Annotated in this window: 13 protein-coding genes; 1 reads left to right on the top strand and 12 read right to left on the bottom strand. The window is 69.4% G+C overall.

Annotation, left to right across the window (positions count from 1 at the left end; all coding sequences use genetic code 11):
• The 11 genes from VGV06_18700 to mmsB form a co-directional block, all read right to left on the bottom strand.
• Window positions 1–445 (bottom strand): aldo/keto reductase (locus tag VGV06_18700; protein HEV2057174.1); only part of this gene is annotated, 445 nt, incomplete at its 3' end.
• Between the two features lie 16 nt (window positions 446–461).
• Complete coding sequence (locus VGV06_18695; GenBank protein ID HEV2057173.1) at window positions 462–848, bottom strand: copper resistance CopC family protein; 387 nt, start codon at window positions 846–848, stop codon at window positions 462–464.
• 13 nt (window positions 849–861) lie between these two features.
• Window positions 862–1,878 (bottom strand): GNAT family N-acetyltransferase, encoded by a 1,017-nt coding sequence (locus tag VGV06_18690; protein HEV2057172.1) that lies wholly within the window; start codon window positions 1,876–1,878, stop codon window positions 862–864.
• Window positions 1,879–1,886: 8 nt separating this feature from the next.
• A complete protein-coding gene (locus VGV06_18685; protein ID HEV2057171.1) occupies window positions 1,887–2,777 on the bottom strand; it encodes a 2-hydroxy-3-oxopropionate reductase in 891 nt (296 codons plus the stop codon).
• A gap of 131 nt (window positions 2,778–2,908) precedes the next feature.
• Window positions 2,909–3,478: a DUF2939 domain-containing protein gene (locus VGV06_18680; protein ID HEV2057170.1), complete on the bottom strand. Its 570-nt coding sequence runs from the start codon at window positions 3,476–3,478 to the stop codon at window positions 2,909–2,911.
• Window positions 3,478–3,804 (bottom strand): MoaD/ThiS family protein, encoded by a 327-nt coding sequence (locus tag VGV06_18675; protein HEV2057169.1) that lies wholly within the window; start codon window positions 3,802–3,804, stop codon window positions 3,478–3,480. Before VGV06_18675 ends, VGV06_18680 begins: the two co-directional genes overlap by 1 nt.
• The gene (locus VGV06_18670) at window positions 3,792–5,702 is read right to left on the bottom strand and encodes an aldehyde ferredoxin oxidoreductase C-terminal domain-containing protein (GenBank protein HEV2057168.1); all 1,911 of its coding nucleotides are present in this window, start codon (window positions 5,700–5,702) and stop codon (window positions 3,792–3,794) included. The genes VGV06_18675 and VGV06_18670 overlap by 13 nt, the downstream gene beginning before the upstream one ends.
• Complete coding sequence (locus VGV06_18665) at window positions 5,699–7,042, bottom strand: FAD-dependent oxidoreductase (protein ID HEV2057167.1); 1,344 nt, start codon at window positions 7,040–7,042, stop codon at window positions 5,699–5,701. The genes VGV06_18670 and VGV06_18665 overlap by 4 nt, the downstream gene beginning before the upstream one ends.
• A complete protein-coding gene (locus VGV06_18660) occupies window positions 7,042–7,515 on the bottom strand; it encodes a 4Fe-4S dicluster domain-containing protein (protein ID HEV2057166.1) in 474 nt (157 codons plus the stop codon). The genes VGV06_18665 and VGV06_18660 overlap by 1 nt, the downstream gene beginning before the upstream one ends.
• A 23-nt stretch (window positions 7,516–7,538) precedes the next feature.
• Complete coding sequence (locus tag VGV06_18655) at window positions 7,539–10,514, bottom strand: DUF748 domain-containing protein (protein HEV2057165.1); 2,976 nt, start codon at window positions 10,512–10,514, stop codon at window positions 7,539–7,541.
• A 9-nt stretch (window positions 10,515–10,523) separates the two neighbouring features.
• Complete coding sequence (gene mmsB / locus VGV06_18650; protein ID HEV2057164.1) at window positions 10,524–11,540, bottom strand: 3-hydroxyisobutyrate dehydrogenase; 1,017 nt, start codon at window positions 11,538–11,540, stop codon at window positions 10,524–10,526.
• Here mmsB and VGV06_18645 point away from each other — a divergent pair.
• The gene (locus VGV06_18645) at window positions 11,491–12,432 is read left to right on the top strand and encodes an EamA family transporter (GenBank protein HEV2057163.1); all 942 of its coding nucleotides are present in this window, start codon (window positions 11,491–11,493) and stop codon (window positions 12,430–12,432) included. The genes mmsB and VGV06_18645 overlap by 50 nt on opposite strands.
• Here the strand turns inward: VGV06_18645 and VGV06_18640 are convergent.
• Window positions 12,415–14,826, bottom strand: a complete 2,412-nt coding sequence (locus VGV06_18640) for an adenylate/guanylate cyclase domain-containing protein (GenBank protein HEV2057162.1) — start codon at window positions 14,824–14,826, stop codon at window positions 12,415–12,417. The genes VGV06_18645 and VGV06_18640 overlap by 18 nt on opposite strands.
• Window positions 14,827–14,842 lie beyond the last annotated feature (16 nt).

The following is a 14,842-nucleotide window of genomic DNA, read 5'->3' as shown; positions in this document are numbered from 1 at the left end:
CCCGGCTGCGCTCGATCTGGTCCTCCAGATAGCGCGGCGTCATGCAGTGGCAGCCGGCGACGAGATCGCCGGGCCTCAGCAACCCCGGCGGCGCGGGCCCGTCGAAGGGCAAGAAGCCGCCCTTTGTCGCGACCACGACGCCCTCGCGCGCCGCGCTGCCGGCGCGCACGAGGCGGCCGAGCGCCCGGCCGACAGCGCGCTCGCTCCGCTGGCGCCGATAGTTGACCGCGGAGTCGACGACATTGATCCCCGACGCGACGGCCTGGTCGACGGCGGCCTCGTACAGCGCGTCCGTGGCGTCGTCGTCAGGGCCCAGGTAGGTCCCGATACCGACCGAGGAGAGCGACAGTCCGCGCCACTCGCGGAAGTGGTCGTCTGCCGCCCCGGCGCCCTGGGCCGCGCGATAGGCCGCGGTGCCCTCGGACGTCGCCCTGCCCTTGAGCATCGGGAACTCTCCGTCGCTACTTCGGCTCGAGCACGGTGAAGCGCAGGGCGCCCTCCGTGATGTGACCGTCGGCTGCGAGAACCTTGTAGCGGACCACGTAGGCGCCGGGGCGGAGCGACCCGAGCGGCAGCACGATCCGGTCCGGCTTCTCGCTGCCGTCGGCCTTGACGGCCACGGGCACCGGCCGGCCGTCTGCGGCGGTGAGCGTGACGTGGCTGAGGCGCTTCTCGATCTTGCTGTTGAAGCGGAGGTAGATGCGCGTGGGCGGGTCCGCGACCTTCGCGCCTGCCGCGGGATCGGACTCGAGGATGATGGCATGCGCCCCCGCGGCCCCGGGATTCTGCGCGAGCAACGCGGCGCAGAGCGCCCAGGCGCGCAGGGTCGCGTCGCGTCCGCAGATCACCCGCCTCAATGCGCTAGCGCCAGTCGTCGAGCACCAGGCCGTCCGGGTGCTCGTAGTCTTCCTGCTTGCCCCGCTTCATCCGGACCATGGTGAAGTCCGGATGGTAGCCGCGCTCGAGGAGCGTCTGGTACGCGGTCCAGTAGTACGTATAGACCGGCGCCACCACGCGCTGAAGCTGGGCCGCATGCGCCATCTCTTCGACGGCCGCGAGCAGAGCGTGCAGGTTCTCGGGCTTGCGCTGCCGGGAGTCGACCGCGAGGAACTTGACGTAGACGCTGCCGTGCGGCGCCTCGCTGACACCGGGCATGTGGACGATGGCAAAGCCGATGACGTCGCGCCCCTTCTCCAACAACAGGGTGTCGCCGAGCGCCAGGCCGTCGACGATCTCGACCTCTTTGCCCAGGTCCATGCCGCGCCAGATGCCGTTGGTGATGCGCCGCACGCGGAGCATGGCGGCCTTCTTCCTGGCCTCCTCGAGCGAGGAGTAGCGACGCACGGCGAGGCCGGGCCTGGGGGGCCGCGTCGCCTGGACGATCTCGCGCCGGTCCATGGGCTTCGCGGCGATCACCACGAGCCCCTTGGGCTTGTAGCCGAACTTTTGGTACAGGGTGATGTGCTTCGGGCTGTACGGGTAGGTCGATACGCCTTCGAGTGTCGCCTTGTTCTCGCTGAAGAAGCCCTGGCAGGCCGTCAGCAGCTGCTGGCCGATGTCCTGGTTCTGGTAGTTGGTCAGCACGGCGAGAGGACCGACGAGCCCGACCGTGCCCCACATCACCGCCAGCGCCGCGCCGACGATCTTGCCGTCACCCTCCTCGGCGACGAAGCAGCCCCACGGCTCCATGAGCCAGCGGTGATGGACGTACTGGGCGCCGCCGAAGACCTGGCGCGGCCGCGTGCCCATCTGCCGCTCGAAGAAGTCGCCGAAGGCCTGCTCGATGACGTCGCGGACCTTTGCGAGATCGCCCTTGCGCACGCGGCGGATCTTGATGAGCGGCGTGCGTCCCTGGTTGTCGAGCCCGGGCCGATCCACGGTCGCCCTCATGACCGGGTCGGGAGCCCTGCCAGCTCCTCGAGAAGTGTGATCACGCCCGAGTGATCGAGGCCGCCCTTGCCCTTGACTCTCATCGCGTTGAACAGCTCCTGGACGACCGCCGTGCACGGCAGCGGGACGCCGAGCGCCCGCGACGATTCCATGATGAGGCCCAGGTCCTTGAAGTGCAGGTCGATCTTGAAACCGGGGTTGTAGGTGCCAGAAACGTAGTTCGGGCTCTTCTGGTCGAGGCACTTGGAGCCAGCGAGCCCGCCGCCGAGCGCCTTGAGCGTGAGCGCGCGATCGAGGCCGGCCTTCTTTGCGAGCGTCAGGGCCTCGCCGAGCGCCGTCAGGTTGACCGCGACGATGATCTGGTTGGCGAGCTTGGTGAAGCCGCCCGCGCCCAGCGGCCCCAGGAGCGTGATCGTCTTGCCGAGCGCCTGGAAGACGGGCAGCGCCGCGTCGAAGTCGTCCTTCTCGCCTCCCACCATGATGCTGAGCGCGGCGTCGATGGCGCCCTTCTCGCCGCCCGACACCGGCGCGTCGAGCATCCTCACCCCCTTGGCGCCGAGGGTATGCCCGACCTTCTGCGACACGAGGGGAGAGATCGTGGACATGTCGAGGTAGAGCAGGCCCTTCCTGGCGCCCTCGACTATTCCGTCCCGGCCCAGCGCCACCAGCTCCACGTCGGGAGAGTTGGGCAGCATGGTGATGAGCACATCCACCTGCCCCGCTACGTCCTTGGGAGAAGCGGCCGCCTTGGCCCCGGCGTCGACCAGCTCCTGCACGGGTCCCTGGCTCCGGCTGTGGACAACCAGTGGGTAGCCGGCCTTGAGGAGGTTCTTGGCCATGGGGCGGCCCATGATTCCAAGCCCAATCATTCCAACGGTTTGCGCCATGGTCACCCTCGCGCGGGGAAGAGAATGGGGAATTGCGTCGAGCCCGCAACGCGTCAAATAACACGGGTCGTCGCAGTGAGTCAAGCCAGATCTGCCAAAAACGCCTGAAAACGCGGGTTTGAGCGCGGGGACTATCCCGCTGAACCGTCCTTCAGGTGGTGCCGGACCCACGCAGGGTCAAACTCCGTAATCCTCCACGAGCGGTCCGGCTGCTGGCTCATCCTGAACCTGGTCTGTCCACGGCGCGGGTCCGTGTAGGTCAGCCAGGCATCCGCCGCGTTCCGCTCGACGGCGAACTCGCGGAAGGCCACAACCATGCCGGCAGGCAGCACCAGAACACCGGGGCCCAGCCCGCCGGTCTCGGCCATCTTCCGGATCTCGCTGCGCACGCGGGCGGCCACCAGGGGCTTCATCGCCTGCCCCGCCACGGAGCGCGCCGCGCCCTGCCCGAGGCCCTCGATGGCGTTCGCGGCCTTGGCATTCGACCGGAGGTACTCCGCGACGATCACGTCGCTGGCGGCAAGGGCGACGCGGTCGACGTCGACGAAGCGCTCCGCCGCCGCCGCGTCGTGAGCGTCGATCGCGAGTGCGAAGCGGTAGAGCGAGTACTGCGGGGCGCCCATCAGGTAGTACCAGACGAGGAGCAAGGCGAGAACGAGCGTGGCCGCGGCCAGCAGGCCGCAAAGGGCTCTGCTCGACACTAGCCGCCCATGAACTGGCCGAGCAGCGTGATGCGGTCGCCGTTCTTCAGCGGGGAGTCAAGCCCGTGCGTGACGCCCAGCACGGCATCGTTGACCACGACCTCGAGATGCTCGCCCAACTCGGTGCGGTCCGGGCTCCAGAGCGCCGCGTCGAGCTCGGGGAAGCGCGCAGAACAGCGCCGCAGGACGTCCCGCACTGTCTCCCCCGGCGCGAAGGTCTCGGTGAAGACCTTGCTGCCGGAGCCGTCACCGCCCACGTGCTTCGTCACCCACGTGGTGACCTCCACGGTAACGCTGAGCGCAGGCGTCGAGCCTACTTGCGCCACAGATCCTTCGCGAGGGAGTCAAGACCGAGCGTCTTGAGCGTCTCGCGCGTGGGCTTGCCGGTCTTGATGTCGTAGCCGACCGTCTCGTACCAGACCTCGCGCATGCGCTCCCACTGGTCCATGACGTTGTGCTCTTTCGCCGGGCCGTCCACGGGCCTGGAGCCGTAGCGCGCCGAGGGGTACTCGACATCCGTGCCGATGCCGCAGCGCAGGTTGAAGGCCCGCAGGATCGCGGCCGTCCGCCGGCCCATCCGCATCGCGTCGGCCAGCGTGTAGGTCCAACCCGTCGCGGCCGAGAGCGCGCGCGCCAGGTTCTCGATCCGCGTGCGGAAGGTGAAGATGCAGCCGCCGAGGGAGTCCTCGAAGTGCTTCCGCCCTAGGATGCCGCCGACCATCCGCGCCACTTCCTCGCCGTTGAAGGGGTTGATGCGCCCGGGCAGGCCGATCTCGGTCTGGTGCGTCGCATTCGCGCTCTCCATGGTGCCGTTAGAGGAGGTACAGGTGTCCAGCATCTCCTCCCACCGGGCCCGGTGGTCGTGGCCGCGCGGCGAGGCGCCTTTCTTGGTGTAGACGGCGCACTTGGCGGCCTCGCCGCCGATCTTTTCGGACGCGCGCTTGACGCCCTCCGCCAGCAGGTCGCCGAACCCCTCGCGGTGGCTGATCATCTGGAGTAGGCGGTACGCGCCGTCCACGTCGCCCCACGCGAGCTTGAAGCCGACCTGCTTCTCGGTGAGATGGCCCTTCTCCATGCACTCCATCACCCAGCCGCAGACCCAGCCGAACTCGTTGACGTCCACGCAGGCGCGGTCGAGGCGCGTATTGAGCCAGGTGATGGCTTCCTTGTCGGTCAGGCCGATCTGCCAGCCGGCGCCGGACCAGCCTTCGTATTCCGGTTCGTCGACCAACTCGCCGGCCTTCGGCCCCTTGCCGATCACCTGGATGTGACAGTGGTGCATGCCGCAGGCATTGCACTGGTGTCCCCGGTGGTCGAAGCCCGCGCGGAGCTTGGCGGGCTCCCACGTCGTCATGTCCACCGTCGTCAGGTTCGTCGTGTAATTCTTGATCGGCAGGATGCCCAGCTTGTACAGGTTGGAGACGCCGGGAAGCGTTCCCCATCGGTAGAGCGTCGAGGTCGCCGGATCCGTCTTCAGGTCATGCGCGATATCGTCCGCCGCCTGGACGAGCCCGCGCGGGTCATGGGGCGTGAGCGCCTTGGTGCCGCGCACGATGCACACGGCCTTGAGCTTCTTCTTGCCCATGACGGCGCCGCAGCCGTTCTTGGAGGCGACGTGACCGTAGTCACCCTGGATCGCCGCGAAGCGGACGAGGTTCTCGCCGGCGGGGCCGATCGAGTAGACGGAAAGCCGGTGCCCCGAGAGCGCGTGCTCGGCCTCGAGCGCTTCCTGGGTCTCCCAGGTGTCCTTGCCCTTGAGGTGCGCTGCGTCGCGGATCTCCACGACGTCGTCGTTGATGTAGAGGTAGGAGAGCTTCTTGGCCTGGCCTTGGGCCACGATCGCGTCATAGCCCGAATACTTGAGCGCGGCGCCGAAGAAGCCGTTAGCCTGGGTCGAGGTCGCGCCGTCGGTCTGCGCGCCTCGCGTGACCACGGTCAGCCCGCCCGTGCCCCAGACCGGCAGTCCCGCCAGCGGTCCCGTGGCCAGGACGAGCCGGTTGTCCGGATGGTCCCAGTGGACCTTGGGGCCGACTTCCTCGTAGAGGATCTTCGCCCCGAGACCAACGCCGCCGAGATACTCGCGCATAACCGAAGCCCAGGGCTCTGTCCAGATCTTGCCCGTCGAGAGGTTGACCCGCAGGAGCTTGCCCGCATACCCGGGCACCGAGGCGGGAACAGCCGCGGGTTTCTTGGCTGGACGACTTGCCGTCGCTGTCGGGCTCATTGGACCATCACCGAGTGGGGAAGCTGGGGTGATTGGGAGGCCCGCCCGAGGACCGTCTGCGGCAGAAGCTTCCCGGCCGTGTGGGTCGCGAGGTAGGCGGGCTTGATGTCGAAGGGGTTTTTCTTCAGGTGCACTTTCCAGCGGGAGAGGTCCGCGCCCGAGTAGACGAGGCCCTTGAGCATCCCGACGTCGTTCGTGGCCCAGATTTCGGCCGCAGGGCCGCAGATCATGGCGCCGTTGAGCTTGCCGCCGCGGAAGAGGAGCTTGCGGTACTGCGAGCGGTCGGCCTGCGTCGCCGTGAAGACGTCGGCCTTCGGATCGTCCCACTGGCCGAAGGAGGCGACGTCGAGGTGGCACACCTCGACGATGTTCATGATGAGGCTGCCGCGGTACGCGAGGTCGCGGCCTGCCATGTTGGCGCCGACCACGCGTCCATGCTCCTGGGCGGTCGGCTCGATCGCGTGGACCTCGAGGGTGCCCGTGAGCAGGTTCGGTCCGCGCGCGACGTCCCCAGCCGCGTACACGCTCTTGACGCTCGAGCGCAGATGGTCATCCACGAGGATGCCGCCGCCGGGCTCGGCCGAGACCTCGATGCCCGAGCCCTCGAGCCACTCGAGGTTGGTCCTGATGCCGGTCGCCATGATGACGACGTCGGCGAAGATCGGCTCGCCCTTCTTAAAGGAGAGCTTCCGCTTGCCCTTCCATTCCTCGATCTTCGTCATCGTCGCGCCGACTCGCAGCGTCACGCCGTGGCGCTCGAGCCAGCCGGCGACGATTCGGGCGCAGGCCGGGTCCACCATGCGCGGCAGGATCCGCGGCGCGACCTCGACGATGGTGAGCGAGGCGCCGCGGGCCAGGATGGCGTTCAGGATCGTGAACGAGATGAAGCCTGCGCCGACCATGACGACCTTCGTGCCGGGCTGGACGCCCGCGATGACGGCCCGCGCCTCGTCGAGCGTCCAGAAGGAGTGGACACCGGGCCCCTCGGCGCCCGGGATGGGCGGCCGCGCCGCGCGCGAGCCGGTCGCGATCAGGCAGTCGTCGTACTCGACCGCCGATCCGTCGTCGAGCGTCAGCTTCCGGGCCGCGGTATCGAGCGACTTGGCGCGGCGGCCGAGCGTGGCCTTGACCTTCCACGCGGCGAGCGAGGCGGGCGTGGCGGTGTAGACATGGGACTCGGCGATGGTGGCGCCGAGGTAGTACGGCAGGACCATGCGGGAATAGGGGCGTTCGGCCGACACGAGGGTGATCTCGGAGGCGCCGCCGTCCTCTTCCCGGATGGTCCGGATCGCGTTGAGGCCCGCTGTGCCGCCGCCGATGATCAGATGGCGGGGGGCCATCACACGGCCTCGCGGGCCAGGACGCGGGTGGTCCGCTCGGCGGCGAAGTCGCCGATCCAGTCCGCCGTCTCACCCTCGACGAAGGTGATCGCCTCCGTCGGGCACGCCTCGGCGCAGGCCGGGTGCCCCTCGCAGAGGTTGCACTTGTAGGCCTTGGTGGTGTCCGGGTCGTAGAACATCGTCCCGTAGGGACACGCGATCGTGCACAGCTTGCAGCCGACACACTTGTCGTCCACGACGTCCTTGGCGCCCGCGGCGTTGATCCGGATCGCCCCCACCGGGCAGGCCGTCATGCACCAACCCTCCGCGCACTGCGTGCACGTGTAGGGAGCGTAGGACGTGTAACCCTCGAAGGGCGAGACGCGGATCACGGACTTGGACGGCTGGTAGGTGCCCGTCTGCATGTAGGAGCAGGCCAGCTCGCACCGGAGACAGCCGGTGCACCTGTCGGGGTGAAGCGCGAGGACTCTCATGGCGCGGGATTATAGCAGAGAATTTACTCCTCGCCCTCGCCGATGGCGAACTCGACGCCGCCCTCACCGGTGGCGGACCTCTTGGCCGCGCCCCCCGGCAGCCGCTTCTCCTGGATGCCCTCCTTCTTGACCAGGCGCTCTTTCGTCACGGCGAGCCGTTTATCCTCGAGCTCCTTGACCTTGGCCTCCGGTACGGGCTCGCGGTCCCGCAGGAGCGCCAGCTGGGCATCGGGCGTCGTCGGCAGCTTCTCGCTCGGCAGCCGGACGGCGAAGTAGCCGCGGATGGCCATCACCTGCTCGGCGATGCCGCGCTCCTTCGCGAACTGCTGGACCTTGGCCGCCACGGCTTCGGCCTTGATCGCGTCGAGGTCGCCCGGCACCACCACCGGGTGCAGGGTCAGCGCGATATAGGGCGTCTGTCGCATGAAATCGGCCACTCGCAGGAGGTGCTGCTCCATCGACGGCGCGAGCACGGCGCTGCCCGCCGGGAAGGTGACGGGGTTGACCTTCGGCTCCTCGATCTTGTCCTCGCTCGAAAAGAGCCGCCCGATCAGCCGAAATGGCGAGGCCAGCACGTTGACGAGGACGTTCTTGATGGCGGACCAGATGGTCTCGGACAGGTCGAACTTGGGATCCTTGAGCGAGCCGGAGACCGGGACCTTCACCGCGATGTTGCCGTTGCCGTCCTTGATGAGCGCGACGATGAGACCGAGCGGCAGCCCGAGCCGCGCCTTGACGTTGTCGTCGGGCCGGCTCGACTTGGCCACGCGGAGCTTCTCCACGAGAACCTCGTTCATGGCGGTGATCTGGTCGTTCTCGATTTTGAGGTTGAACTTGTACTTGAGGTTCCCCTGCTGGATCAGCCATGCCATAGTCTGGTCGGAGTACGGGTTGACGATCGGGAGCTTGAGGTCGCGGATCTCTCCGACCAGGTCCAGATAGAGCGGAGCCCCGATGGCGCCCAGATCGCCCCGGATGTCCAGCTTCCCATCAGCGCCGATCAGGCTCGTGAAAACGAGCTTCGCGCGCTGGTCGGGCTTGTTCCCCAACCCCGTCACCTGGAGATCCATGTTCGAGAGGTCCTCGGAGAAGGCAGGCTCTGTCGACCGGTCGAGGAAGCGCACGCCGCCCTCTTCGAGACGAATCTCGCCGAATTGGAATTCCATCGTGTCGAGCAGTCCCTTGGGCTTGGGAGCCGGCGCTGGGCCAAGCGTCGGTGCTGGGTCAGCCGCGGACGGCGCGGGCGCCGTCTGGGCGGGAGCGGCTCCCCCGGCCGGCGCCGGCGGGCCACCGAACAGCTTCACGATGTCGAGGCGGCCGTCCTTGCCGCGCTCGATCTCGGCCTGCAGCTGCCGGAAGCCCGCCTTGGCAACCTTCGCGCGATTCGGCCAGTCGAGGTCGATGCTGACAAGCTCCATCCGCTCGATCGTGAGCGAGGGGCGCTCGGCGCCCGGGAATCGCGCCTCGAACTTATCCGCCCAGCTGGTGCCGGTCGACGTCAGGATCATCTTCCCGCCCTTGAGCGCGACGCGGTTCTTGCTGTCGCCGTTGTAGCGGCCCGAAAAGCGGGCCGGTACCGGCATGTAGGATTGATAGGGCTCGATCGGCGCATCACGCACGGACATGGTCCAGGTCATGTCCAGCGGTTGCGGAATCAGCGAGCCCCTCATCTCCACCCGCCCGCTGCCGGGCAGCCCGGCGCCAACCGAGAGCTTGGCGGGGCCGACCACGGGCCAGGCCACACTCTCAAGCGAGAGCGTGAGGTCGCTGAGCGCCAACGTCGCGGGCGGCGACACCATCTCGTCGACGAAGGTGAGCGTCCCCTTGCTGAGCGCCAGCTTCTCGAGCAGGAATTTGAAGGCCGGCCCGGTCCTGTCATCCGGAGCCTGCGGCGCTGGCGGAGCCTGCGGCGCCGGGGGAGCCTGCGGCGCCGGGGGGGCCGGTGGCGCGGGCCGGGCCGCCGCGGGCGGCTGAGCGCCCGCGGCAGCCGGCGGGGTCGCGGCGGCCTGGAGCAGATCGATGACGCCGCTCTTGTCGCGCAGCGCCTGCCCCTTCAGTCCCACGATCTCCACGTCGGACACGACGATGAGGCGGGAGATGAGATCGGCCTCCTTGAGGCGCAGGCCCAGGTGCGGCACCGTCATGAACGGCGCCTTGCCCCCGGGGCGGATCAGCTGCAGGTCATCGAGGCTCATGTCCCCCGACACCACCGCCCGCGTGACACCTTCCGCCCCGCGCTCGATGCCGATTTTGATATTGAAGCCGAGGCGGCCGCCGTAGGGGCCGGCCGGAGCAGTAGGCGGCACATAGGGCAGGACCTGGGTCAGGTCGAAATTCTTGATCCCGAGCCCCAGCGACACCGCGCCCGGAGCCAGGCGGATCTCGTTCGAGCTCAGCTCGAATGGCGAGTCGCCGACCTTGGATTTTATGGCCAGACGGCCTGCCGGCTGCCCAGCGCGCGTGGTCAGATCGCCCGCCTCGATGGTCAGCCCCTGAATGCGCCACGTCGCGGGCGGCGAGACGGCCTCGTCGCGGATGACGATGCTCCCCAAGACGAGGCCGAGCCGCTCCATGGTGAACTTCCACCGCGACGGCTTGGCCTTGGGATCGGCAGGCGGGATCAGGCCGAGAAGGTCGGAGAAGTTGAACTCGCGCGGACCCGTGCGGGCGAGCTGCACCGTGGGCGAGACCAGTGTGACATCTTTGAGGCGTATGTGCGCCGCCAGGAGCGACGGCCAGGACCATCGCGCCTCGAGACGCTCGAACTCGACGAAGGCCTTCTGCGGGTCCCGCTCGGCCAGCCGGAAGTTCTTGACGACGAGCCGGCCGGTGAAGAGGTTGAGGTCGATGTCCCCGATGCTCGCGGCGCGGCCCGTAATCTTGGGGATCTGCGTCACAGCCTGGCGGCGGATCAGCTCGGGCAGCGCCCAGAGGAAGGCGCCGCCCAGCACCAGCAGGACCGCGGCGACGACCAGCCAGATCGTGCGGCGCCGGCTCATGGGCCGCCCCTACACCGGCGCCTGGTCGGACGACGGCTTGAGGAAGGTGAAGACGCTGGTGAAATCCTTGCGGCCGAGGCCGTGAGAGGATGCCAGGCGGTAGACCTGCTGGGCCGCGGGAGCCACGAAGAGCGGGATGCGCAGGTTGCGCGCCGCGTCCACCGCGAGCCCGACGTCCTTGCACATGAGGTCGGTCATGAAGCCGGGCGCGTAGCCGTTGGTCGAAGCGGCGCGCGCCACGATGCCCGGCACCGGATGCATCTGCTCCATCAGCCACGTGTTGCCCGATGACTTCGAGATGACCTCGGTCACAACCTTCAAGTCCACGCCGAAGCCCTCGGCGATGCGAAAGGCCTCGCTCACCGCCACGGCAGCCACGCCGGCGATAAGGTTGTTGCAGAGCTTGGCGACCTCGCCGCTGCCGACGGGGCCGACGTGGATCACGTTGGCGCCCATGGCCTGCAGCGCCGGCAGCGCCGCCTTGAAATCCTCCGGCGAGCCGCCCACCATGATGGCAAGCGTGCCGTCCGTGGCGCGCGGCGTGCCGCCGGAGACCGGCGCGTCGATGAAGCGGATGCCGCGCTCGCCCGCCGCAGCGGCGACGCGGCGCGAGGCAGCCGGGTCGATCGTGGACATGTCCACGCAGAGCGTGCCCTTGCGCGCCGCGTTGATGACGCCGCCGTCGTCCCCGTAGGCGGCCTCGACGTGGGGCGAGGAGGGCAGCATCGTGATCACGAGGTCGGCGCCGGCGACGGCCTCCGCCGCCGAGGCGGCGGCCGTCATGCCCGCGGAGGCCGCCGCCTTGACGGCCTCGGGGTTGAGGTCGTAGGCCGTGACCGCGAAGCCCTTCTTGACGAGGTTCGTGGCCATGGGCAGTCCCATGGTGCCGACGCCGATGAAGCCGATGCGGGTCATGTGAGATCTCCTGGTGTGGACCGCAGTTCGATGCCTGCCGCTCCCGTATACTACCGGCGCAATGCTGCTCGGTTTCGTCCTCGTCTGCCTGGCCGCGGTGTCGTGGGGCACCACGGGCTCCGTGATGGCCCTGCTGGCAAGGGAGGGGACACCGAGCCCGCTCCTGGTCGGCTGGGCCCGCATGGCCGGCGCCGCGCCCTGCCTTCTCCTCGCAATCGCGCTCGTACCGCCCGGGACTACCGCGCGCGGCGAATGGCAGCCGCGCGATTGGGCGAAGGCCGCGCTCCTCGGCGCCGCCATGGCCGCGTATCAAGTGTGCTACTTCTGGGCCGTGCCGCGCACGGGCGTGGCGCTGACGGCGCTGCTCGCCATCTGCTCAGCACCGCTCATGATCGCGGCCGGCGCGGCGCTCACCCTGAAGGAGCGCCCGAGCCCGGCCACGCTCGCGGCGCTGCTGCTGTCCATCGCGGGCACCGCCATGGTCCTGGCCGGCCCGCGCGCGGACGGCGCCGCGGCTTCCGGGTTCACCGCGGGCGGGTTCACCGCGGGCACCTTCGCTGCGGGTGCGTTCGCCGCGCTCGGCGCCGGGTTATCTTACGCCGTGTACGCGGTGATCGCCAAGGGGCTTCTCGCCCGCATCGCGCCACTGCCGCTCGCCGCGCTGACATTCACGCTGGCCGCCCTCCTGCTGACTCCCGTGCTCGTGCTGGAGCGCGGCGCGCCGGCGCAGCTTGCCGCGGGCTGGCCGCTGCTCCTGTACCTGGGCGTCGTCCCGACGGCCGCGGCCTACGTGGTCTTCGGCGCGGGGCTCCGCCGCGTGACGGTCACGACCGCGGGCATCGCAACCCTGCTGGAGCCGTTGACCGCGGCGGCGCTCGGTGTCCTGCTCTTCGGCGAGCGCCTGGGCGCCGTCGGGTGGGCCGGCGCCGCGCTGCTGCTCGGGGCGCTCGGGCTCCTCGCGTGGGCGGGCTCAGACAGCCCCAGCTCAGACCGCCCCAGCTGAGACCGCCAAAGTCGGCAGCCCCGCCGAGAGACGGAAGACGCGCACCGGCTCTTCGACGTTCTTGAGCAACCGCTCGCCCAGGTCCTCGAGGTCGAGCCAGCCGGAGAGCCGCCGGGCGGTCTCCGGCCCGATGAAAACGGAGTCGCCCGCCCCGAGCGCCGCAAGCCGGGCGGCGACGTTGGTCACGGCGCCCGAGGCCGTGTAGGTCCAGCGGGTGCCGGCTGTGCCCTCGATCTTGGTGGCGCCCACGGCGGCCGCGCCGGAGTTCACGCCCACGTGGAGGCGGATCGGCTCGTCGACGGCGCCCGCCTCGCCGTTGATCTCGTCCGTCCGGCGCAAGATACCGAGCGCCGCATGGGCGGCGTTGCGCGCGTGGCGCTCCGGGTCTTCGTCCTGGAAGATCACCATGAGCCCGTCACCCGCGGTCTCGTTCACGTCGCCGCCGTTGCGCAGGACCTCGTCGAGGAAGGCGCCGAAGTAGCGCTCGACGACGAAGTTGAGGCGATCGGGGTCGTGGCGCTCCGACAGCCGCGTGTAGCCGGCGATGTCCACGAACAGGACCGACACGTCCATCTCGCGCTTGGCGAGCTCCGGCGCCTCCGGCGCCTGCTCGATCAACTCCTGGACCCGGCGCGGCACGAACTTGGACAGACTCGCCCGGATGGACTCGAGGATTTCGACGCGGCGGAGTGTGTCGGCGAGCCGCCGGTTGGCGGCCTCGAGCGCCGTGTAAGCCCGGGCGTTCTCGAGCGCGACGGCGCTCTGGTTGACGAGGACGCGCAGCAGGCGCAGGTCGTCCGTCGTATAGGAGGCGCCCGAGCGTTTCTCGCCGAGGGCGAGAAGACCAGTGACGCGATCGCCGAAGAGCACCGGCATTACCAGCTCGGCGCCGAGGGCACGCATCTGAGCGAGGCAGGTGTTCCGGCAAGAGGCCATGTCCGGGTCGGCTTCGTGCTGAACCCGTGTGAGCGGTTGGCGCTCCTTGCCCAGGTGCAGAGCCAGCGACGACTCGGCGGCGATGAGACCGCCCGCGCCCATGGGCCCGGCGCTGCCGACGACGACACGGTAGCGCCCCTGCCCCTCGTCGAGCAGCGCGAGCGTCAGCCGCGTCGGATGGAAGGCCTCGTCCACCGTCCGGCTGATGAGGCCCGCGATGCGGTCGAGGTCGAGGACCGTCGTCATGGTGCCGGCGAGCCGCTCGATGGAGCGCTGGACGTCGAGGCGCTGGCGGAAGAAGACCCGGTCCACCACACGCTGGGCGCGGACGTAGACGGGGTTGAGGAACAGCACGACGGCGAGCGCCAGCACCACGGCCGTGGCGAGCGGGCTCGCGCCCATCCCGAGCCGGGTGAAGACCACGTTGAGCAGCGTGATGGCCAAGGCGTAGGCCGCGATCACGACACCGGTGACGAGCCCGTAGATGGTGCCGAGGCGGACGACGGCTCGCACGTCGAAGAGGTCGTAGCGCACCATGGCGTATGCCACGGCCACCGGGAAGAGGACGTTGAGCTTCCAGAGCAGGTTGAGGTGCGGCACCGCCATGCCCGTCACGGCCTCGAGGGCCGTGCCCATCACGGGAGCGAGCTGGCCCACGGCGAACCCCGCGAGCAACACCCGGGCGCGCTGGCGGCCAAGCGGGGTCGAGCCACGCAGCGCCGTCGTCGCGAGCGCCGCGATCAGGAGGACGAGGGACGAGACCCAGTACACTGCGGCCGCGGTCGGGATCAGCACGAACTCGCTCGGCGGGACGCCGGCGTGGCGGATCTGGAGGAGAACGGCCAGGAGCGCCGAGACGCCGTAGGCGAACCAGATGACGCGCGGGTGGCGCAGTGACCACGGGCGCCGCTCGGGAAAGCTCTGCGCCAGGTGCAGGTAGAGCGCGGGCGAGAACGCCCAGGCGGTGAGGAAGATGGCGTCGAAGCGGTACGTGCTGACGGCGTCGCGGTAGAGGACGGCCGTCACGAACCAGATGAGACAGAAGAGCAGGAAGACCCGCGCGTCCGGGGCGCCGGGCTTGAGGACGAGGACGGCGGCGCCCAGCCCCAGGAAGAGCAGCCCCGGCAGCAGCCCCTCGAGCACGAACCGCACGAAGTCGCGGACGGGCTCGACCTTGCTCGTGATGTCCGCCTCGACCAGGCTACCGCGACGGTTGACGAGGTAGTGGAACTTCGTGCCCGGCGGGTGGCGGCGGACCTCGTCGTGGATCTGGCTGCCGGAGGCGAGGAGGCGGCCGTCCATGGCGCGCACGAAGTCGAACGGCTCGAGCCCGCCGCGCTCGACCCCGAGCCCCACCAGGAGGTTGTCCATCACCGAGAAACCCGCGTAGGGCTGATCGACGCAGCGCCAAGCGTCGAGCGTCGCCCAGGCGCCGACCCAGAGGGCCAGCGCCAGCACCGCCCACCAGAGCCGC

The organism is Candidatus Methylomirabilota bacterium (assembly GCA_035936835.1).
Classification (GTDB): Bacteria; Methylomirabilota; Methylomirabilia; order Rokubacteriales; family CSP1-6; genus AR37.
This window is presented reverse-complemented; position numbering and strand designations above follow the sequence as displayed.